The organism is Singulisphaera chitinilytica (genome assembly GCF_049331405.1).
In the GTDB taxonomy this organism is placed as follows: Bacteria; Planctomycetota; Planctomycetia; order Isosphaerales; family Isosphaeraceae; genus PoT.
Genome location: NZ_CP186274.1, coordinates 969,620 through 986,632 on the forward strand (window position 1 = coordinate 969,620; position 17,013 = coordinate 986,632).

29 protein-coding genes and 1 tRNA gene are annotated in these 17,013 nt (G+C 63.6%); 20 read left to right on the plus strand and 10 right to left on the minus strand.

Annotation, left to right across the window (positions count from 1 at the left end; genetic code table 11):
- Positions 1–22: 22 nt before the first annotated feature.
- From ACOYYX_RS03640 to ACOYYX_RS03650, 3 genes are all read left to right on the plus strand, one after another.
- Complete coding sequence (locus ACOYYX_RS03640; RefSeq protein ID WP_422928576.1) at positions 23–2,068, plus strand: hypothetical protein; 2,046 nt, start codon at positions 23–25, stop codon at positions 2,066–2,068.
- Between the two features lie 11 nt (positions 2,069–2,079).
- Positions 2,080–2,517, plus strand: a complete 438-nt coding sequence (locus ACOYYX_RS03645) for a hypothetical protein (protein WP_422928577.1) — start codon at positions 2,080–2,082, stop codon at positions 2,515–2,517.
- Positions 2,518–2,661: 144 nt separating this feature from the next.
- The gene (locus ACOYYX_RS03650; protein WP_422928578.1) at positions 2,662–3,165 is read left to right on the plus strand and encodes a hypothetical protein; all 504 of its coding nucleotides are present in this window, start codon (positions 2,662–2,664) and stop codon (positions 3,163–3,165) included.
- Between the two features lie 46 nt (positions 3,166–3,211).
- Here ACOYYX_RS03650 and ACOYYX_RS03655 read toward each other — a convergent pair whose 3' ends face one another.
- Positions 3,212–3,517 carry a hypothetical protein gene (locus ACOYYX_RS03655; RefSeq protein ID WP_422928579.1) on the minus strand — a complete coding sequence of 102 codons (306 nt, stop codon included), beginning with the start codon at positions 3,515–3,517 and terminating at the stop codon, positions 3,212–3,214.
- Positions 3,518–3,609: 92 nt separating this feature from the next.
- On the opposite strand from ACOYYX_RS03655, the gene ACOYYX_RS03660 reads away from it, so the two are divergent.
- The 4 genes from ACOYYX_RS03660 to ACOYYX_RS03675 all read left to right on the plus strand — a co-directional run bounded on the left by ACOYYX_RS03660 (position 3,610) and on the right by ACOYYX_RS03675 (position 5,889).
- On the plus strand, positions 3,610–3,939 hold the full coding sequence (locus tag ACOYYX_RS03660) for a type II toxin-antitoxin system HigB family toxin (RefSeq protein ID WP_422928580.1): 330 nt from the start codon (positions 3,610–3,612) through the stop codon (positions 3,937–3,939).
- Between the two features lie 74 nt (positions 3,940–4,013).
- On the plus strand, positions 4,014–4,484 hold the full coding sequence (locus tag ACOYYX_RS03665) for a helix-turn-helix domain-containing protein (RefSeq protein WP_422928581.1): 471 nt from the start codon (positions 4,014–4,016) through the stop codon (positions 4,482–4,484).
- A 626-nt stretch (positions 4,485–5,110) separates the two neighbouring features.
- On the plus strand, positions 5,111–5,392 hold the full coding sequence (locus ACOYYX_RS03670) for a hypothetical protein (RefSeq protein ID WP_422928582.1): 282 nt from the start codon (positions 5,111–5,113) through the stop codon (positions 5,390–5,392).
- Positions 5,389–5,889: a hypothetical protein gene (locus ACOYYX_RS03675; protein WP_422928583.1), complete on the plus strand. Its 501-nt coding sequence runs from the start codon at positions 5,389–5,391 to the stop codon at positions 5,887–5,889. Before ACOYYX_RS03670 ends, ACOYYX_RS03675 begins: the two co-directional genes overlap by 4 nt.
- Here the strand turns inward: ACOYYX_RS03675 and ACOYYX_RS03680 are convergent.
- From ACOYYX_RS03680 to ACOYYX_RS03690, 3 genes are read right to left on the minus strand one after another with little or no spacing between them, the layout of a single operon-like run.
- Positions 5,869–6,291 (minus strand): hypothetical protein, encoded by a 423-nt coding sequence (locus ACOYYX_RS03680; protein ID WP_422928584.1) that lies wholly within the window; start codon positions 6,289–6,291, stop codon positions 5,869–5,871. The genes ACOYYX_RS03675 and ACOYYX_RS03680 overlap by 21 nt on opposite strands.
- Positions 6,292–6,302: 11 nt before the next feature.
- On the minus strand, positions 6,303–6,581 hold the full coding sequence (locus tag ACOYYX_RS03685; protein ID WP_422928585.1) for a hypothetical protein: 279 nt from the start codon (positions 6,579–6,581) through the stop codon (positions 6,303–6,305).
- Positions 6,578–6,805, minus strand: a complete 228-nt coding sequence (locus tag ACOYYX_RS03690) for a hypothetical protein (protein WP_422928586.1) — start codon at positions 6,803–6,805, stop codon at positions 6,578–6,580. Before ACOYYX_RS03690 ends, ACOYYX_RS03685 begins: the two co-directional genes overlap by 4 nt.
- 204 nt (positions 6,806–7,009) lie before the next feature.
- Between ACOYYX_RS03690 and ACOYYX_RS03695 the strand changes: the two genes are divergently transcribed.
- On the plus strand, positions 7,010–7,270 hold the full coding sequence (locus tag ACOYYX_RS03695) for a hypothetical protein (protein ID WP_422928587.1): 261 nt from the start codon (positions 7,010–7,012) through the stop codon (positions 7,268–7,270).
- Positions 7,271–7,358: 88 nt separating this feature from the next.
- Complete coding sequence (locus ACOYYX_RS03700) at positions 7,359–7,820, plus strand: hypothetical protein (protein ID WP_422928588.1); 462 nt, start codon at positions 7,359–7,361, stop codon at positions 7,818–7,820.
- Between the two features lie 115 nt (positions 7,821–7,935).
- Here ACOYYX_RS03700 and ACOYYX_RS03705 read toward each other — a convergent pair whose 3' ends face one another.
- The 3 genes from ACOYYX_RS03705 to ACOYYX_RS03715 all read right to left on the minus strand — a co-directional run bounded on the left by ACOYYX_RS03705 (position 7,936) and on the right by ACOYYX_RS03715 (position 9,927).
- Positions 7,936–8,484 carry a hypothetical protein gene (locus ACOYYX_RS03705; RefSeq protein WP_422928589.1) on the minus strand — a complete coding sequence of 183 codons (549 nt, stop codon included), beginning with the start codon at positions 8,482–8,484 and terminating at the stop codon, positions 7,936–7,938.
- Positions 8,485–8,611: 127 nt separating this feature from the next.
- Entirely contained in the window at positions 8,612–9,403 is a 792-nt protein-coding gene (locus tag ACOYYX_RS03710) for a P63C domain-containing protein (protein WP_422928590.1), read from the minus strand.
- Positions 9,404–9,711: 308 nt separating this feature from the next.
- Positions 9,712–9,927: a hypothetical protein gene (locus ACOYYX_RS03715; protein WP_422928591.1), complete on the minus strand. Its 216-nt coding sequence runs from the start codon at positions 9,925–9,927 to the stop codon at positions 9,712–9,714.
- 251 nt (positions 9,928–10,178) lie between these two features.
- On the opposite strand from ACOYYX_RS03715, the gene ACOYYX_RS03720 reads away from it, so the two are divergent.
- From ACOYYX_RS03720 to ACOYYX_RS03750, 7 genes are all read left to right on the plus strand, one after another.
- Complete coding sequence (locus ACOYYX_RS03720; RefSeq protein WP_422928592.1) at positions 10,179–10,781, plus strand: hypothetical protein; 603 nt, start codon at positions 10,179–10,181, stop codon at positions 10,779–10,781.
- 28 nt (positions 10,782–10,809) lie between these two features.
- Positions 10,810–11,769, plus strand: a complete 960-nt coding sequence (locus tag ACOYYX_RS03725; RefSeq protein WP_422928593.1) for a hypothetical protein — start codon at positions 10,810–10,812, stop codon at positions 11,767–11,769.
- A gap of 57 nt (positions 11,770–11,826) precedes the next feature.
- On the plus strand, positions 11,827–12,183 hold the full coding sequence (locus ACOYYX_RS03730; RefSeq protein ID WP_422928594.1) for a hypothetical protein: 357 nt from the start codon (positions 11,827–11,829) through the stop codon (positions 12,181–12,183).
- Positions 12,180–12,572: a hypothetical protein gene (locus tag ACOYYX_RS03735; protein ID WP_422928595.1), complete on the plus strand. Its 393-nt coding sequence runs from the start codon at positions 12,180–12,182 to the stop codon at positions 12,570–12,572. Before ACOYYX_RS03730 ends, ACOYYX_RS03735 begins: the two co-directional genes overlap by 4 nt.
- 7 nt (positions 12,573–12,579) lie before the next feature.
- Positions 12,580–12,906, plus strand: coding sequence for a hypothetical protein (locus tag ACOYYX_RS03740; protein WP_422928596.1), 327 nt, complete (start codon positions 12,580–12,582; stop codon positions 12,904–12,906).
- Positions 12,907–12,992: 86 nt separating this feature from the next.
- Positions 12,993–13,448, plus strand: coding sequence for an SLOG family protein (locus ACOYYX_RS03745; protein ID WP_422928597.1), 456 nt, complete (start codon positions 12,993–12,995; stop codon positions 13,446–13,448).
- A gap of 21 nt (positions 13,449–13,469) precedes the next feature.
- On the plus strand, positions 13,470–13,697 hold the full coding sequence (locus tag ACOYYX_RS03750) for a hypothetical protein (RefSeq protein WP_422928598.1): 228 nt from the start codon (positions 13,470–13,472) through the stop codon (positions 13,695–13,697).
- 96 nt (positions 13,698–13,793) lie between these two features.
- On the opposite strand, the gene ACOYYX_RS03755 is transcribed toward ACOYYX_RS03750, so the two are convergent.
- The 3 genes from ACOYYX_RS03755 to ACOYYX_RS03765 all read right to left on the minus strand — a co-directional run bounded on the left by ACOYYX_RS03755 (position 13,794) and on the right by ACOYYX_RS03765 (position 14,929).
- Positions 13,794–14,048 (minus strand): hypothetical protein, encoded by a 255-nt coding sequence (locus ACOYYX_RS03755; protein WP_422928599.1) that lies wholly within the window; start codon positions 14,046–14,048, stop codon positions 13,794–13,796.
- A gap of 292 nt (positions 14,049–14,340) precedes the next feature.
- Positions 14,341–14,400 (minus strand) — tRNA-Ser (locus ACOYYX_RS03760).
- Between the two features lie 103 nt (positions 14,401–14,503).
- Positions 14,504–14,929, minus strand: coding sequence for an ArsR/SmtB family transcription factor (locus tag ACOYYX_RS03765; protein ID WP_422928600.1), 426 nt, complete (start codon positions 14,927–14,929; stop codon positions 14,504–14,506).
- A gap of 137 nt (positions 14,930–15,066) precedes the next feature.
- Between ACOYYX_RS03765 and ACOYYX_RS03770 the strand changes: the two genes are divergently transcribed.
- The 4 genes from ACOYYX_RS03770 to ACOYYX_RS03785 all read left to right on the plus strand — a co-directional run bounded on the left by ACOYYX_RS03770 (position 15,067) and on the right by ACOYYX_RS03785 (position 16,748).
- Positions 15,067–15,396, plus strand: a complete 330-nt coding sequence (locus ACOYYX_RS03770; protein ID WP_422928601.1) for a hypothetical protein — start codon at positions 15,067–15,069, stop codon at positions 15,394–15,396.
- Between the two features lie 169 nt (positions 15,397–15,565).
- A complete protein-coding gene (locus ACOYYX_RS03775; RefSeq protein WP_422928602.1) occupies positions 15,566–15,958 on the plus strand; it encodes a DUF7681 family protein in 393 nt (130 codons plus the stop codon).
- A complete protein-coding gene (locus ACOYYX_RS03780) occupies positions 15,955–16,431 on the plus strand; it encodes a hypothetical protein (RefSeq protein ID WP_422928603.1) in 477 nt (158 codons plus the stop codon). Before ACOYYX_RS03775 ends, ACOYYX_RS03780 begins: the two co-directional genes overlap by 4 nt.
- Positions 16,428–16,748, plus strand: coding sequence for a cyclic-phosphate processing receiver domain-containing protein (locus tag ACOYYX_RS03785; protein WP_422928604.1), 321 nt, complete (start codon positions 16,428–16,430; stop codon positions 16,746–16,748). Before ACOYYX_RS03780 ends, ACOYYX_RS03785 begins: the two co-directional genes overlap by 4 nt.
- The last annotated feature ends 265 nt before the right edge of the window (positions 16,749–17,013 follow it).

Consider the following 17,013-nt stretch of genomic DNA (forward strand, 5'->3'; position numbering starts at 1 on the left):
CCGCGACGCGGGGCGGGGGCGCATGTCCGTCGCGGCCCCGCTCCTCTCCAGCGACGGCGCCAGCGGCCGGGCCCTGGGCGTCTCGGGCCCCACCGTCATCCACGCCAAGCTCTCGGGCACGGGCAACCCCTACTCGTTCCAGCAGGCCTACTACGAGCCCGGCACCGGCTTCGTCCCCTTCGCCGCCGGCCACTCCGGGGCCAACGCCTACGAGGCCAACGGCAAGGCGGGGCTGGACGGCAAGTTCGTCGAGATGACGTACGAGCCGATGAGTAATGATTGGCGATTTCAGGACATAGCGTACGGCGACAAGTGCAGCCACTGCGTCAAGGCGACCCGCGCCTGCCCTCTGCCGATCCTCACCATCGCCGGGGCCAGCGTCACGCTGACCGACGGGACGAACACTTATGGACCGTACGTCACGACGGGGCAAGTTGTCTTCGTGAACCGGACCAACGGTGGCAGCGGGTACGACCCTCTCAACGTCCCGACGGTGAATTTCACGGGAGGCGGAGGATCGGGCGCAACGGCCACGGCCATCCTTGCAGGCGGAGTGCCATCGGCCTCGATGACCTCGGCCGGTACGGGCTACGTCAACCCTACGCTCTCGATCAGCGGGGCGACCAACGGGGCGAATGCGACGGTCTCCTATCGATGCGAGTTGGACGCGTTGAACCTCACCTCGGGGGGCAGCGGCTACACGGACGGCACGGGGTATAGCCTGTCCTTCTCGGGCGGTTCGCCCACGACCACGGCCACAGGCACATTCGACGTTGTCGGCGGCGTCGTCCAGAACCTGACCATCAGCACCCGAGGCGCCGGCTACCGGTCGGCACCGTCCCTGGATTTCTCGGCGGCCGGCCCGGGTTCGGGCGCGGTGGCCAACGCAACGTTGCGGTTCACCTCCATCTCGACGAGCGGCGGCACGCTCTACGTCGCGCCGGCCATCACGATCACAGACTCAAGCGGCACGGGTGCGGCGGCCAACGCGACCGCGAGCGCCATCACCATCGGTTCCGTGGTCGTCAATTCGGGCGGATCGGGCTACACCGGCGCCCCGGCGGTGAGCTTCACGTCGTCGTCCGGCTCGGGCGCCGCGGCCACGGCGTCCTTCGACACGATCGCCTGCTTCAAGGGCGTGCCCACGGGGAGCTACACCCAGACCGTTTCCGCGACGGGCTACGGCACATCCACGTCGACCGTCTCCATCACCAGGAACGCGAACTGCGGCCCGGCGTTCACGACCTCGGTCTCGCTCCCGCCCATCGGCTATTTCGCTATCAACTGGTTCGTCCTGGGTTGCGGCTTCCAGGTTCACGGCTCCGACACCGGTTATCCGCTGCCGGGGGCCACGATCACGATGACGGGCACCGGGGGCCTGAGCGCCAGCGGCACGACCGACGCCTCGGGTCTGCTCACGCTATCGCTGGGCCCCTTCACGGGGACTTTGGCGAGCTGGAGCGCCACGCTCAGTTACGCTGGTTTCTTCAATCGCACGGTCACAGGCAGCAACGTCTGCGCCGGGACCTCCGGCAATCAACAGATCAAGATGGTCGCTGCGTCGCTGATCCCTCCCTCGACGGGGTGGATCTGCATCAACTCCCCCACCGGTGCTAGCGGAGGTCAATGCGGCCCGGATTCGTTCGAGCTCACCGACCTCACCGTTACCGATAGCAAGAACGGCTCGACGACCTTGACTTATCAAGGGCTCGATGGGAGCGGCACATACAACTGGACGGGCTCTCAGTCGGGGACTTTCGACGCCAGCGGATCCTGCCCCGCGTCATCCGGGACCGTGAGTTATGGACTGTCATATTCGCCAGTAGGCGGATGGGGCTTCGGCGTGGGGCTCTCCATGCAGAATGCCCACGGATTCGGCTGCGATTGCCCTGGCCCGGGTTCGCCCCCGTGCACGTCCAACACGGGCTGCGGGACCCTGATCACTAATAGCTACACGTGCCCGCCCGCGTTCATGCTCGTCTTCTCGCTCAATCCTTCCGCCCCCGGCGCGGGCCTCTGTCTCGGGGCCTACGGGGCTGGCGGCGCGACCTTCACGATCACCCAATGACGAGGCCCCCGATGCAACGCTGCGGAACCTGTCCATTCGAAGGCGGCGAATGCCTGGCGGCGAAGATGAAGGTCAGGCGCCTCTGCGACCTCGCCGATCCCGGCCATCCGGATCACCGGCCGGGATATCGCGAATTCCTGGCGAGGGGCGGCGTTGAACTTCAGACCCCACCCCCAAGCCGTCCATTCGAGGTGATAGCGGAGGAAAACCGGGGGGACGACGAGCCGCGGCCGACCGGGGTTTTCGCCCCGATCTCGCGGCTCAATCAGCACCTGGAGATCCTGGAGATCGTCAACGAGTGCGACTATCGCTCGCCCGTCGACAAAGGGTGGGAAACGGGCTGCGGCTGCAATCCGACCTGGGTCTGCTCCCAGCGCCGGGGAAGTTTCCGGGGCAAAGAGCACGAGGTGTCCAAGTCGGAATGCATCTCGTGCGTCGCGAGCCGATGAGTTAGTCAGCTTTGCGCCATTCTGACGGATCGCCTCAAGTGCGTGTCGGCGGAGGAGTAGGGTCTTCACTTGATCATGCAGGGTTGCTTACATAGAGGGCTTCCTGAATCGACCTCGCAAGCCAAGCAACCAATGAGCCCGACGATGAACCGCGACCCGCAACGACGAAAAAGCATCTTCCTCCATCCGGTGTTTATGATCTTCGTCGGATTCCCCGCCTTGCTGTTCGGCGGCATATTCGTGCGGGCCCTCATGGAGCCGGTCCGTGAACAGCCTCGCCCTAAGCTGTTTCCGACTGCCCCTGTATCGCCGAGGAATCTGACCCTGGATCAGCAATTGTCAAACATGGAGAAAGCTGCCGACATCGGCCGCATTGTCGAGTCATCCCTACGATCGTCGGTCCCAGACCTCGATCGACACTTGGCCGAAGCGGTCGTTTCGGCGTTCCAAGGCTACCTCATCATCAAGCTCAAGCCCAGCTTCACCAAGCTCGACGAAGATGAGCGGATTGCTCTCGAGCAGAAGGTGTTAGCCAGATGGCAAGAGATGAAGTATGCCAAGGATCGGGGCTGGGATCGGCGGGTGGAGGTCATGCAGTACACCGACACCGATCAGACCTCGAGCTACTTCGTGATCGAACCGCGATGACCAAACTGAAGGCCGGCGCCCACGGGCACCGGCCCCTCGTCGCTCCTCACCCTTCTATCGCAGGCGCCACGACCCCGAACGGCCTGCCGGCCCCGGCCCACGCCAGCCCCGACGCGTCATACCTCCCCGCCAGCTCTGCCGGGACGCGGTGCCCTACCAGGACCGTGCAGACGCCTCGGTAGGCGGTGCAAGTCCCGGCCGGGCAGAGTCGGCAGCCTCGCGGCTTGTCCTCGGCCCAGCGGCGGGTGATCGCCGTCACCGTCCCGCCGCCCGAGGCGAGGTAGCCCACCTGGACGGCGTTGTCTCGGCACGATCCGACGCCGCGCGGAGCACTCTTGAGAATCTTCCGCAAAATGCGGACGACACGGTTGACGCGTCCGCATTTTGCGGATAATATTAGGGTGTCGGACGGGTGATCAAGAGTGACGAGGGGTAGGGTTGAACATGCGGGTCATCACGAAGGTCAGGCTCAAGAAGTTCTGGGAGAAGCACCCCGAGTCTGAAGACGCGATGCTCCGCTTCTACCGCGAGGCCCGCAAGGCCACCTGGCACAACTACGCGGAGATCAAGGAGACCTTCCCCGCCGCCGACACCTGCGGCACCTGCTACATCTTCGACGTGCAGGGCAACAACTACCGGGTGATCGCCAAGATCCACTTCCCGAAGTTCAACGAGAAGCTCAAGCGATGGGAGCAGGGCCGGGTCTACATCCGGGCCGTCATGACCCACGCGGAATACGCGAAGGACCGATGGAAGCGGGATTGCCGGGGCTAGGCCCCGGCGGTGCCGGTCGCATAGAATCCAAACCCGCGGGGCCAGGCCCCGCAGCTTGCCGAGGAGAGATCCCGATGCCCGCGAAGATCACGAACGCCGCCCCGAAGCCCTACATCGCCCTGATCAACCGCTTCTACCTCCGCCCGATCCGCTCCGAGGAGGAGCTGGAGCAGGCCATCGAGGTGCTCGACTACCTCGTCGACCGCGAGGAGCTCTCCCGGGACGAGCAGGATTACCTCGACGTGCTCACCGACCTCGTGGAGGCCTACGAGGAGGAGAACCTTGAGTTCCGCGTCATCCACGGCCCCGAGATGCTCAAGGGCATGATCGAGGACCGCAAGCTCTCCCAGGCGGAGGTTGCCCGGGGCGCCGGCATGGCCACGACGACGCTCAACGACCTCGTCACCGGCCGCCGGAAGATGAACCTGACCCACATGAAGAAGCTCGGGGCCTACTTCCACGTGGATTACACCATCTTCCTGCCGGAAGGCGAGGAAGGCCTCGCGGAAGGCCATGAGGGGGCAGGAGGGGCGACGGAAGGCTGACCCTCTCACGGCCCCGATCCATTCGCGGGCATCATTTCCGCTTGTCGTGACCCTCAGCCAGCGAATAGAGATTCGCGACGAAGCTGATCCTCTGCTTCCGGTCCCCGTGCGAGACGGTCGCCACGGCCGCCTCCGCTCCAAACGTTAGACGCCTCGCACCGGGTCGTGACTCCCGTGGCGAGGCGAATTTCCTTGGTCTTCACCAAGGTTTCTCGGTTCGGTGCGGTCACGAACGCACCGTGGCTGCTTGAGTTACGTTAGGGTAGCTCATTCGTGACGCTCAGGCAAGTTAGAGCGATGAGCAGGCGAGGCAAGCGATGTGGCTCATTTAGATTCCTTCGATCCTTTCGGTATCAACTGAAAAGATCGCCTCGAGTGAAATCAGAGAAACCTCCCGTTTCCGCTGGTCCCGGTCGATATCTTCTCATCGCCCGAGCGGTGCATTGCGAACCGGCGGCCCCTCCTCCACGCGGACAATATTGGCTGACCGGTGATTGTTCATGAAGCGTCCGGTCATTCGCACGCAAAAGTCGAATATTGATACCGTCGTCGCCTTGTTGCCTTGCGTGCGTACGCCTATAGTTAAGGAAGGCCGACAACAATTTGATGTCGGCGGGAGGGGCGTCATGAAGATCCTTCGCAAACTGCGCTCGAATGCACTGCTCCGCAAGCGGAGGCGTTCCCGCATCACCGCCTTGAAGCGGCCCCAGACCATCCCTTTCGCTTACCTGGGCAAGTGGATCGCCTGGGACTCGACCGGGCTCAAGATCGTGTCCGTCGCCGACACCCCGACGGCGGCGAAGCATCAGGCTATCGACAAGGGGCACGAGCGGCCAATCCTGGAATGGGTGCCTCCCGCTGGTGAAATCCGGCCGGTAAAAGCTGTTGAGAATTCCACGCTAGCATGATGCTCCCCTACGAACGAATTCGGGTCCGCAATCGAACGGGCAACCATTCCTCCCCGTTTGTGTATAGGCCCATGCTTACGATCCTCGCCACGGGCAAGAATACTGAACCTACCAAGGGTCTCATCGACTCTGGAAGCGATCACACACTTTTGCCGTTTTCTTTCATAGATATGATTGATGTTAAACTGGAAGAAGGGTCCGGTGAAATCATAGAAGGCATCGGCGGCCAAATGCATGTAGTGAGATTCGGAAAAGTCGAAATCGAAGTCGATACCGCCAAACGTAAACTGCGATGGAAAGCCAAAGTTGGTTTCATTGATGGCAGCCAGAAAACGGTGCTTGGGCACCGTGGGTTCCTCGAGAAGTTTATTGTAAGGCTGGATGGTCCTAACAAGCGGTTTACGCTGAACCCCTGCAGCGAACTGCTAAAATCCCCCAAAAGGCGAGGGGAGAATGGCGACGATCAAGCTCGCTCTTCATCGCACCTTGCAACATAGAGCAGCCAACGTCTCGGCATCCCTGGCCAGTTCTTCCGGAGTAGCCAGCGACGGCAGCCAGTATAGGGCCTTCGCGACGCCGTCCGGGTTGGAGTCGACCGCCTCCCCGAGCCGCCTCAGTACCTTGCGAAACCCGAGGCGTGGAACGACACATTCGAGCCACGGACGGATGCCGCTCGCATCGGCGTGGGCCAGGCCCTGGTCCAGCAGCACCTCGTAACTGCGGTTCTCGGCGAGCGTCCTCCTCGCCAGGACCAGGGCCACGCCCGGGCTGGACTTGGCCAGCTCGCTCACGAAGGCCAGCCGCTCTTGCTCGGTCGCCTGCCTCAGGTGTGAGGCAAGGTCTCGCTCCCAGACCGAGTCGCGAACCCGGCCGATGTAGTCCTTGGCCGATAGGGGCATTCGCGGCCTCCTTAAGCTCGTTGGGCTACATCGCCCGGCGTCATCCGCTCGTAGGTCGACTCCCAGCCGAACCCGTACAGTTCGTCTGGTTCGTCTGCCGGTGCCGTCTCAAGCACCCAGCCCCATTTCACCTTGTCGTCCAGACTGAGCCGTTGCGACCTCGACCACTTCATGCCGAGAACGACGCGAGCCTGGCCATTATATGCCCAGACCTGGTCGCCCACCGCGAACTTGGGCAGCGACCGGGGCATTGAGTTCAGGTATTCGCGGATCCGCCTGAAGAGTCTCATTCTCCAGCCTCCTTGGCCCCTTCCTCCAACTCCCTCATCAACTTCACGTAATCACGATCGATCGTGGACCTCGCCAACTCGGAGAGGTACTCGGCCATGGACACGCCTCGCCCCTGCGAGATCAGTCGCGCCTTACCGGCGAGATTCTTGTCGAACTTGATCGAGACATCCTGTCGCTCGGACGTCTTCGGACGCCCCATCTTGCCGGCTGGTTTCTTGGCCATGCGAGTCGTCCCCAGATCGTGATATCTCATCGATCATTCTACCACTGGAATCAACCAGCTTCACGATCCATATCGTACCACGAGTTCAGGTGTCGACCAGATCTCTCCAAAATACTTTTGGTGTACTATTGACTTTTGGTGGTAAGAAAGTATTATTAGATTGTCGAGACGAGGACGCCGCGAACGCCGAAACGGAGCCGAACGATGATCCTGCTCAGCAAGACCTTCACCGAGAAGACGACGAACCCGGACGAGGTCCCCATCAGCCGCACCGTCCGCATGCGGGAGATGAAGTGCGGGCAGATCCTGGTCGAGTCGCGGATCGAGTGGCCGGAAGGGCTGGGCGAGGAACGCCCCTGGGAGAAGCACCGGCGGTTCCCGGAGGCCGAGTGCGAGACGGCCGAGCGGCTCTATCAGGAGATGGTCATGCAGGCCCGCCGCGCGTTCGACGACTGGACCGACTGAGAGATGAGAAGGGGCCGGGGCTCGATTGCCGTCGAGCACCGGCCCGGATGAAGGCACCCACCACCCAGCAAGAGTAGAGGAGACTTCGATGACGATCATGACCCGCACCCGCCCGATGGTCAAGCCGACCCGCCGCTCGCCCCGGATCGACGCTCCGTTCGCCGAGGGCCTGGAGGAGCGGGGCCTGTGCTGCCCGATCGACCGGCGTCCGCTGCCGACGATCGACGGCGTGGGCCTGGAGGCCGGGGAGCTGGCCCGGCTGGGCAGGGCACGCACCCGGGCCATGGCCGCCTACGCCAAGGACTGCCCGTTCGCCGACAGGGCCGAGGTCGAGTGCGTGGGCAAGAAGGCCGCGACCGACGAGTTGCGTCGGCTGCTGATGGAGAGGCCCGCCGCCCCCGAGCTGGTGACGCCCGAGCCCGAGGTCGAGGCGGTGCCCATGGGCACCGCAACCGGGGAAATTCCCCAGTTGCCTCGGCGACTTCGGAAATTCCGGAGTCGCCTTCCATCTGATAACCGTTATCAGATGAGGCAATCAGCTCAAGGGTGAGCTTGGACTATCTTCGGAAATTCCGAAGATGCGCGACATGGAAAGGCCCCCTCATTACTAATGAGGGGGCCTCGGATCTGGTGTCGCCATTTTGGTGACACCTGACATCGGGCCATCATCCTTTCGCCTGGCTGATGTCCACGAACTTGATCGAGCCGAGGGCCCGCTGGACCTCGGCGATCTTGGTCTCCTGATCGTAAACATCCAGGTCGCCGCTCTCGGCTACGGCGTCCTTGATGATCCTCCGCTGGGCCTCCTCGGGGGACACGCGGGATCCGCTCATCACCGCCGCGGTCGCGGCGAGGGCCATGAACGGATTGTTGGGGCACTGGAGCATGCTCCGGCCGGAAGCCTCCCGCAGCTTGTGGGCGAGGAGCTCCATGCAGAATCGCTCGACGGCCGGATCCAGATATTGGGCGTAGTCGAGCGCGTGGTGGTGAGATGCGAGCGATTCGCCTTGGTAGCCGGCGACGATCTCGATGTCGTCGCCGCTCCGGTTGCACCTCGCCGCCCATTGGCGGGGCGAGCGACCGCGGCGTCTCCCGCTCGCATTCCATAGCTTGTCGAGGTCGACCATACCCTCGCGCGAATGATTGCTGTCTCCGAGGCTTTGCAAGGCCCGAAAGACGGCCGAATCCGGTTCCTGGGGATACCCTTTGCTCATGCCTGAACTCCGAGTCGGAATGGGTTCGATGTGTCCAAGTGTCTTGGACTGACGAATGAAAGGCGCGTCGCCGCCAAAGGGTGTCATTTCAAATGACACCCTTTGGCCTGGCCGATCTCGGCTTAGCTCAGACGTCGAAGAACAGCCGCTGGTGGTCGGCCCCGGGCCGGCTCCTGCGGAACAGCTCCTTGAACTGCTGCAGGTTGCTCGAGACCCGCATCAGGGTCGTGACCAGGTCGAGCTGGTGCTGCAGGTGCTTGAGCCCGACGTCCGGGGTCAGGTGCTGGTGATGCTTCCGCCTCCGGCCGCCCGTGTCGTAGGCGATCGGGTTCTTGCTCCGGAGTTCCTCGAGCACGCCGGGCGGGAGCTGGCCGTAGATCAGGATCTCGGTCAGTTTGGCGAAAGCCAGGGGCTTCTCCGAGGAGCCGGGCTTCCAAGAGAGATCCCAGAGCCGCGCCAATTGCTCGTAGAACTCATCGATGAAGACCTTCCGCCAGGGCTGTGCGGCCTCCTCGACGTAGAGGCTGAGCAGGCGACGCAGCTCGTCGTCGGGCCGATCGGATTGATAGCCGGTGGCCTCGTCGATGAGGGCGATGATGCCCACCTTGGCGAATCCCCGCATCAAGATTTCGCAGCGTTCAGCGATGTGGAGTTGCTGTTTTCGGAGGGCCCCGGCCTGCCTTGCAGCCAGGACGGCATCGCAGAGATCCACGAGGATTGTGGCTTCGTACCCGTAGCTCACCCGCCCAGCCAGGGAGCGGAAGACGATCGGGTTCTTGATCCCCGAAAGCAACTCTTTACTGATGAATGGTTTGAGTGCCTCTCCACCCGCAAAAGAGGCCAGTCGATCCCCGGTCTTTCCCGAGGCTCCGCCCTTCGACATCCCGAAGGAACCGATGGTGCCTGTCTGAGTGAGCACTCGACGCTGGTCGTTCAAGACACAGCATGGGAGCGGTATCCCATTAATCATCACAGGTTTATTCGGATCGCCGTGAGTGGCTCGCGGGAGTCTATCGCTGCTTGCAGCCTTGTTCTCTTCCCCGGGCGCGAGGGTCGTAATTCCTGCCATCTGGTTCCCCTGAACGGTAATGCTCGTGAATCTCAGCCAACATGCTCATGCGTCTACCCACGATGATTAACTGTGGATGAAGTGCTTTTGATACGGTACGACCTCGGCATCTGCCTCGGCCTGATTTGCGCGGGGCCGCTTGGTGCGGCGAGTCTCGATTACTGGTCGTCCTCCGAATCTAGGGGTGGGAACGCCGAAAGGCCGTTGGTCGCAGCCCACTGGCTCAGAGCGAGCCGGACGATCACCGACTTCGCGATGTGGGTCTTCTTGTGCACGGCCTCGAGCCAATCTGCCTGCTCCTGGGTCCCCTTCAGGTTGATGATTGTGAGTCTAAGCGGCTGAGACGATTCACTCGTCTTCTTCGGTCGAGCCATCAATCCAATTCCTGCTCCTGCCATCTTGGTGCGTACCTCCTGCCTAGGATACCGGGTTCACTCGACGCCCACAAAGTATACTCGGGTTCCCACAAAAATGGAACCCAAAAAAATCCATGTGAACCCATTGACCCAATGGGTTCACATGGGTATCATGATCCTGTCGAGTGAAGAACAAACGAAATGAGCCTCGCGACTCCTGGCAGAGTCGCGAGGCTCGAGAGAAACCCCTGTGCGACCAGGAGTCTCCGATGTCGATTCTAACTGCTCCCTCCCGATCTGTCCGCGTCTATTCCCGCCTCGTCCCCGCCAAGCCCACTCGGCGTTCGGATCGCCCCGCCCGCCCCTTCGGCGAAGGCCTCGAGGAACGCGGCCTGTCCTGCCCCATCGATCAGCGTCCCTTGCCGACCATCCAGGGCGTCGGCCTGACCTGCGAGGAGTCGAGGCGGATCAACGGGGCACGCAACCGGGCCTTCGCCGAATACGCCAGCTCCTGCCCCGAGGCCACGCTGATCGAGTGCGAGGTCGTCGCCCGGAAGGCCGCCACCGACGAGCTGCGGCGGGCGTTGATGGACCGCCCCGCCGCCCCCGAGCTGAAGGCGCCCGAGCCCGAGCCGGTTGTCGAGGCGGTGCCCATGGGCACCGTCGGGAAGCCTGCCCGGAATCACGGACGTTGCAAACCGTTCACCTCGGCCGACCTGGACTGGTGGGCGGCCAACTCGCCGACGCGGAACGAGGGCTACGTGGTCGTCGCGAGGCGGATGACGTGGGAGCGATGGCACCGGGAGGCGGCGCAGGAGGTGGCGGAGGCGATGGAACCGGTCGGGATCCTGGCGGGTCACGACCTGGACTGAGGCGGGCGAACGACCGGAGGTAATAGCCATGTCGGATTTGACCGCCTGCCCCGCCATCGCGAGCCCGGATCAGATGGATTCGAGGCTCGCCCACGACGCCTATCGCGGCACGAGCCACGTGCCCGAGGAGCGGGCCGCGCGGGCGGCCCGGGACTACGCCGACGACGTCAACGGCCTCTACGGGGAGTTGTGGCCCCTGGCCGGGTCCGAGCGCCAGCGGGAGTTGCTCGCATTCGAGATGGAGGAGTACCGCCTGGGCTATCTCAGGCACATGAATGCGTACCACGCAAGCCTATCCCGCGTCGTCTCGTCGATGATCGCCGGGCCGTCCAACTTCCCGTCCGCCCGGATGCAGAAGCGGGGCGACCGGGCCGATGGCCGCCTGTCCGAATTCGTCGAGTGGAGGACCAAGGCGCGGGCCGCGATCCGCAAGGCCGTCCTCGACGCGAGGACGGAGGCCGAGAAGGAAGAGGCCGAGTGGCAGGCCCTCCGCCGCGACCTGGCGGGCTCGCTCGCCACCGTCGTCCGCATCGACCGTGGACTTGAGTTCTACACCCGCTCGGCGTTCACGAACTCGATCTCCGGCAAGCTGGAGCGGCTCGCCAGGAACGGCCGCGTGGAGTTGGTCGAGCGGGCGCTCGCATGGCTCCGGGAGGTCAACGCGACCGGCCCCAAGCCGGCGTTCACGGCGCGGCACAAGGTCTGGACGTTCGGGGCCCTCGCGAGGGAGTCCGCCGGCCATGCCGCAGAGCCAGCGGCCCGCGGGCGGGAGCTGATCGGCTCCGACGGCGAGATCGAGCTCTGGGCCGACCGCGAGATCGACCGGGCCCAACTCGTCTTCCCCGACAAGCCGGGCATCGACGTCCGCGCCCGGCTCAAGCGGTCGGGCTGGAAGTGGTCGCCGACGAACGGGGCCTGGCAACGGCAGCTCACGGAGAACGGAGTCAGGTCCGGGCGGGAGTTCCTCTCGGGGCACGGGCTGAACTGAGGCGGAATCCGGTAACGCAAACGTTTCACGAACCAATACCAGGGGGAGGGATTCGTCATGTCGGAAGAAGAAGTTGTCACCGCGCAAGATGTCGCCAACGCGACTTCGGATTTCAACACCTACGTTGCCCGGTCGCTTGAGCAGTCCAAGCAGGCCTCGCAGACGGCGGGCTACATCGCGGGGCTGGCGGAAACATTCGCCGAGCTCTTGTCGGTCGAGTCCGGGGTTTTGACCCCCGAGTTGGCAGTGGAGCGGATGACCAAGATCCAGGCCTCATGGGAGGACATGGACGACGAGATTAGCCGACTTCATCGATTGGTCGGCGACATCGGGAGTCAGGTCGGGGAAATCGACTGCAACGGCGGCTTCCTGGTGAGCTCCGAGGCCTTGGCGGTGAAAGGAGACCCGGCATGAGCCATTCGGACATGTACCTGACCGACGCCCAGCACCTCCATATGCTCCGCGTCGTCCGCGACCGGATCGCCGAGGGCGTCCCACTCGACTACTACGACGACACCACGCCCGGGGACAAGTCGATGGCCTGCAACTGGGGCCAATGCACCGACCACGGGCACACCAAGTCGATGCTGCGACGCGGCACGCCGAAGTACCGGGAGAAGCATCACCGCTGCCCGCTCGACCAGGTCAACCAGGAGGAGAAGAAGCACAGCGGCTGCTTCTGGCGTTGCCTCGTCTTCCAACGCCCGGGCAACCTCCCTTCCAAGGAGCAGGCCTTGGAGCTGTACGACATCGAACTCGGCCGCCTGGGAGGGGAGAGCCGTGAAGCATCAGCCAGCATGTGAGGCCGCCATGCAAACCCGGCTGGCGGAGATCGCCGCCTGGGATGCGAGATGGCCTAACCACTGCAAGGCCTGCGGGGGGACGGGCGGATCTTCGTCCGCCTACGACCCTTCGCCGGCGGGAGTGTCCCTGAGTCCCGGACACTTCTACGACTTCGAGCCGTGCGAGGCCTGCGCCGGGTCCGGGATCTGCCCGAGGTGCGGCACCGCAGGGCTGACCAGTGAAGAAAGGGGCGACGACTCGACGGGGGATGGGCCTTGCTCGGCGTGCGGCTGGAACGGCAGCCGCGATATGCCGCCGGCCGATCCCGAGTGCTGGTGCGAATACGAGGGCTGACGATCGATTTCCCGGAATTCCGGAAAACCGGAATTCGTTCGAGCACTGGTATACAAAAGGGAGGGTATGGCCAGTATTCTCAAGATATGCGAGTCATCATCACCGGCGACCGGAACTGGTACGACCCCGATTTGGCCGAGTCGGTCCTGAACCGCCTGCTCCTCCGCTACGGTCCGAGCCTGACCATCGTCCACGGCGCCGGGGGCGGGATCGACCGTTCGTTCGCCGAGGCCTGCAGGGACCTCGACCTGGAGCAGGAGTCGCACCCGGCCCACTGGGAGGAGCTCGACCATCCCGCGGCCGTCGTCCGCCAGGACAGGAAGGGCCGGCCCTACAACGCCAACGCCGGCCCGATCCGCAACGCCGAGATGGTCGCGGCCGGGGCCGAGATGTGTATCGCCTTCCACCGGGCGATCTCGTCCAGCAAGGGGACGAAGGATTGCGCCCGCCAGGCCATCGCGGCGGGGATCCCGACGTACCTCATCGACTCCGAGCGGGCCGTGCCGAGGAGGCTCGGGGCGGGTGACCCGCGGCTGAAGTGAACAGACCTGGAGGGGATCGCAATGAAACTGACGGACTCCAGAAGGTTTATCTACGAAGATGAAAGGATCGAGGTCGATGAAAGGGAGATCTCAATTTGGCCCGATGCCAACTCAGTCATCGATGCCACCATCGGGATTACACGATGGCAAAAGCGCAACAACTTCCAATATCTGGTCGCGACGGACCGAGCGGCCATGCTTGGCTGGCTAGAAGCCAACGCACAGGAAGTGCTTGACGGTAGCAGATAGCTTAATCGGCAAGAACAGACTTGCAATAACCGATGCCGATGGGTGAGCTCGCCCATCGGCATCGGTCGTTTAGTCGCCAAACGACTAAACTCGGTTTCAACAGGTCGCGTTCAAGTCCACGTGATCGAGCGCGAGGGTGGTCGTCGCGTCCGTCAACTCGTGCTGACCAGGGGCGGCGCAGAAGCTGATGCTGCCCTGATCCTCGAGCGAAACCAGCTCGTTCTTGAAGTCTTCGTTGCTGATCGTGGTCGTCGAATCCGCCTGTTGGCAGAGCTCGTCGAAGAGCTCGATTCGACTGATCGGATGCTTCTTACGCAACACCTTCAGGATGCTTTCGCGTAGCACGCTCATGCCCAACGCTCCATTCTGATTTGCGGCCGAGGTAGCAGATGAAGGGGAGCCTGGACCACCTTATTCGTTGTATTCGGTGGCCTCCCTCCTGAGAGGGAGTTCGCCGTCAGCAGGCTCCCCAAAGATGCGACGGGGAATCAAACCCCTTGAACGGCTGGTGCACCGAACCGCCCGTCATCAAACCGCACCTCTCCGTCTCTCCGGATGTCGCTGATTTGCCCTACAGTTCCGGGTCTAGCTTGCGCCGCTAGCGGCGGCCCTATTTTCGCATCACGCGTGGCGGGCATCACCATGACGACCGGCTGGACTCGAACCAGCGCACCTGGGCTCTACCGACTGAGCTACGGCCGTCACGCCGCCGGAGCAGCTAGTTTGCTGACTTCACCGCACCCCGCTCACCTTCGAGCCGGGTGCCGTTCGTCGTTGGATCCGCCCGCCTTCACCCCGCCCCCGCCTCAGGCGCTCGACGCGATCGCCCTGGCGTAGCCGCTGCACGCGGCCCAGAGCTGCTTGCCGGTGTCGCTGAGCCGGTAGATGTTGAACTTGCCATCGCGCTTCGACTCGACGAGCCGGGCATGCCGGAGGATCGCCAGGTGGTGCGAGATCGCCGGCTGGCTGATCGTCAGGTCGGTGCACATATCCCCGACGTTCCATTCCCGTTCCGACAGCATCTCTAGGATGCGGAACTTCGTCTCGTCGGCGACGAGGCTGAGGCCTGCCGTCACATGCCCCCGGACCTTGTCGGTGAGGCGCGTCGTCTCCTGCTGCTGCCCGGCCTTGGTCCCGCCCCTGGCCTTGGCGGTCGATCCGGCCTCGGCCGTCGCACCCTTGCCGCCCGCCTGCTTCGCCTTGGCCGGCCTTTCCTGCGTGGCAGTCGCCATGTCCGATTCTCCCTTCACGATGACTTCAAAGCCCTTGACATACGTCAATACCTCTTGAGTTTTACTCTCACGGTTTATATCGTCAATACAGTCTTTTCAGTTTCGACAGAAATTTGTGACAGATGAGGGTTCGAGCCATGCAGGCCACGACGAACCAGGCCAAGTCGGTCTCCCGCAATCCAGAGCCGGCGGCCAAGACGACCTCGGAGCCGGCCAACGTCGTCGGCTCCGTCACCAGCCTCGGGGCGTCCCCGGCACCCGACCTGCCCGAGGGTGATTGGACCCTCAAGGCATCGCCGACCAGGCCCGCCGAGTCGGCGACGACGCTGCTGACGGCCAACGCCCTCCCGTCGCTCATCCCGTCCTCGGCCGCCATCCTCGAGCGGCTCGAGGTCCTCGACAAGGAGCGGAACCTGCTCCGCAGGCTGCTCAAGATCGCGGAGGCGCAGGAAGGGGCAGGGGAGTGAGCCAACACCTGACGGCCTTGGAGTGACCGCCATGCCAGAAGACTTCTTCAGCGGGATCGACTGGTTGCCCATTACCTTGACGGTCGTGTTCGTCACGGTGCTCATCGCCCTCGCCGTGGGCTTCGGGATGAGATGAGCGAGCCAGCCTGCTAACTTCCGGAGCTGTCCAATGCCTCGACGAGAGTTGACGAGCCACAAGATCAACGGCGCGAACGGAGACCTCGACGTCCACGTCATGGACGATCCAGGCCCGGGCGGGGCATGCCGCCACTACCGTGCCACGTTCGCCAACGTGCCCGGGGGGCCTGACGCCGAGGTCTTCTCGGGCTACCTCTCCCTGGTCTTCCAGTCGGGGGATCCCGCCGTAGTCGGCACCAACGGCCTGACGCACGAGGCCCTTCTCGCGGTCCTCATCGACCGCCTCCAGGGATTCCAGGCCGGGACGTTCGCCTGCCGCGAGAACGCCATCGCGCTGACCAAGCTGCAGGAGGCCCTGATGTGGCTCAAGTCCCGCACGGAGGCGAGGCTGGCCCGAGGAGTCGAAGGGACGCTGACGCCATGACCGAGCTTGCCTGCCTAGTGCTCGTGCTGCCGTTCGCGGTGGCCATCGTCCTCGCGAGCTGGCGACTGCACCAGCGACGCCGCGGCGATCGGGAACCAGATGTCGAGGACTGGTCGATCTTCGACGGCTTCGTCTGGCCGCATGCGATGCAGCTCCTCGGCCTTAAGGGCGTAGTGCCCATCCGGCTCGTCATCGTCTTCCCCGGCCAGGTCCTCGAGCTCAGTGGGACCGACCAAATCAGGGAGGGAGGCCCCGGGCTCCTGCGACTCGAGGGTGCCCGGCTCCTCTCGCTCGAGGTCGACTGCCATGGCCATCGTCAGACGGTCTGGGATTCGGATCTCGCGATGGACCTGCAAGTCAAGGCCTCGCAGAACGGCCGGCCGACGGAGTTCACGCCCTGGCGAAAGCCGGAGTGGCTGAGAGGGGACAGGTTCGAGCACCAGGTCGAAGCGGCCGGGAGAGGCGACCGATGAGAGTCTGGCTCGACGACGAGCGGCCCATGCCCGATGGCTACGACGTCCTCGTCAGGACGGCGCCCGAGGCCATCGACCTCATCCGGTCCGGGCAAGTCACGAAGATCTCCCTCAACCACGACCTCGGGCCTCCCGAGGCCGGCACGGGCTACGACGTGGCCAAGGCGATCGCCGAGATGGCCTACCACGGCCGGTTCCCGGAGATAAGCTTCCGCGTCCACATCGCCAACCCGGTCGGGCGCAAGAACATCGTCGACTGCCTGCAGAACGCCAAGCGGTTCTGGTGGGAGAGGGCGAAAGAATCAGCCGAGAGTTAACCCATAGGTTACCGCTCGAAGCGAGGGCCACCCTGGAGAGGATGACGCGTCCAACTCCCCTCGAGATAGGAATCGCATCAGAAGCAATTAGCTCGACGTCGAGCAGAATGATGACCGAATCCCACATGTCACCTGTATATCCGTAACACGATTGTACGGATCATCAGGATTGATTTTTGTCCCAATACGCACATAAGTTGACTGATTCCGACGTTGCGGATTGTCGGGCCTGTATCGATCACGGACGGCAGAATCACATCCCCAC

Excerpts from the sequence above, each read along its gene's own strand:
- ACOYYX_RS03775 (WP_422928602.1), top strand. The coding sequence starts at position 15,566 with ATGCCTCGACGAGAGTTGACGAGCCACAAGATCAACGGCGCGAACGGA.
- ACOYYX_RS03765 (WP_422928600.1), bottom strand. The coding sequence starts at position 14,929 with ATGGCGACTGCCACGCAGGAAAGGCCGGCCAAGGCGAAGCAGGCGGGC.
- ACOYYX_RS03695 (WP_422928587.1), top strand. The coding sequence starts at position 7,010 with ATGATCCTGCTCAGCAAGACCTTCACCGAGAAGACGACGAACCCGGAC.
- ACOYYX_RS03700 (WP_422928588.1), top strand. The coding sequence starts at position 7,359 with ATGACGATCATGACCCGCACCCGCCCGATGGTCAAGCCGACCCGCCGC.
- ACOYYX_RS03740 (WP_422928596.1), top strand. The coding sequence starts at position 12,580 with ATGCAAACCCGGCTGGCGGAGATCGCCGCCTGGGATGCGAGATGGCCT.
- ACOYYX_RS03705 (WP_422928589.1), bottom strand. The coding sequence starts at position 8,484 with ATGAGCAAAGGGTATCCCCAGGAACCGGATTCGGCCGTCTTTCGGGCC.
- ACOYYX_RS03730 (WP_422928594.1), top strand. The coding sequence starts at position 11,827 with ATGTCGGAAGAAGAAGTTGTCACCGCGCAAGATGTCGCCAACGCGACT.
- ACOYYX_RS03725 (WP_422928593.1), top strand. The coding sequence starts at position 10,810 with ATGTCGGATTTGACCGCCTGCCCCGCCATCGCGAGCCCGGATCAGATG.
- ACOYYX_RS03645 (WP_422928577.1), top strand. The coding sequence starts at position 2,080 with ATGCAACGCTGCGGAACCTGTCCATTCGAAGGCGGCGAATGCCTGGCG.
- ACOYYX_RS03715 (WP_422928591.1), bottom strand. The coding sequence starts at position 9,927 with ATGGCTCGACCGAAGAAGACGAGTGAATCGTCTCAGCCGCTTAGACTC.
- ACOYYX_RS03785 (WP_422928604.1), top strand. The coding sequence starts at position 16,428 with ATGAGAGTCTGGCTCGACGACGAGCGGCCCATGCCCGATGGCTACGAC.
- ACOYYX_RS03780 (WP_422928603.1), top strand. The coding sequence starts at position 15,955 with ATGACCGAGCTTGCCTGCCTAGTGCTCGTGCTGCCGTTCGCGGTGGCC.
- ACOYYX_RS03665 (WP_422928581.1), top strand. The coding sequence starts at position 4,014 with ATGCCCGCGAAGATCACGAACGCCGCCCCGAAGCCCTACATCGCCCTG.
- ACOYYX_RS03685 (WP_422928585.1), bottom strand. The coding sequence starts at position 6,581 with ATGAGACTCTTCAGGCGGATCCGCGAATACCTGAACTCAATGCCCCGG.
- ACOYYX_RS03640 (WP_422928576.1), top strand. The coding sequence starts at position 23 with ATGTCCGTCGCGGCCCCGCTCCTCTCCAGCGACGGCGCCAGCGGCCGG.
- ACOYYX_RS03675 (WP_422928583.1), top strand. The coding sequence starts at position 5,389 with ATGATGCTCCCCTACGAACGAATTCGGGTCCGCAATCGAACGGGCAAC.
- ACOYYX_RS03680 (WP_422928584.1), bottom strand. The coding sequence starts at position 6,291 with ATGCCCCTATCGGCCAAGGACTACATCGGCCGGGTTCGCGACTCGGTC.
- ACOYYX_RS03670 (WP_422928582.1), top strand. The coding sequence starts at position 5,111 with ATGAAGATCCTTCGCAAACTGCGCTCGAATGCACTGCTCCGCAAGCGG.
- ACOYYX_RS03755 (WP_422928599.1), bottom strand. The coding sequence starts at position 14,048 with ATGAGCGTGCTACGCGAAAGCATCCTGAAGGTGTTGCGTAAGAAGCAT.
- ACOYYX_RS03720 (WP_422928592.1), top strand. The coding sequence starts at position 10,179 with ATGTCGATTCTAACTGCTCCCTCCCGATCTGTCCGCGTCTATTCCCGC.
- ACOYYX_RS03770 (WP_422928601.1), top strand. The coding sequence starts at position 15,067 with ATGCAGGCCACGACGAACCAGGCCAAGTCGGTCTCCCGCAATCCAGAG.
- ACOYYX_RS03735 (WP_422928595.1), top strand. The coding sequence starts at position 12,180 with ATGAGCCATTCGGACATGTACCTGACCGACGCCCAGCACCTCCATATG.
- ACOYYX_RS03660 (WP_422928580.1), top strand. The coding sequence starts at position 3,610 with ATGCGGGTCATCACGAAGGTCAGGCTCAAGAAGTTCTGGGAGAAGCAC.
- ACOYYX_RS03745 (WP_422928597.1), top strand. The coding sequence starts at position 12,993 with ATGCGAGTCATCATCACCGGCGACCGGAACTGGTACGACCCCGATTTG.
- ACOYYX_RS03650 (WP_422928578.1), top strand. The coding sequence starts at position 2,662 with ATGAACCGCGACCCGCAACGACGAAAAAGCATCTTCCTCCATCCGGTG.
- ACOYYX_RS03690 (WP_422928586.1), bottom strand. The coding sequence starts at position 6,805 with ATGGCCAAGAAACCAGCCGGCAAGATGGGGCGTCCGAAGACGTCCGAG.
- ACOYYX_RS03750 (WP_422928598.1), top strand. The coding sequence starts at position 13,470 with ATGAAACTGACGGACTCCAGAAGGTTTATCTACGAAGATGAAAGGATC.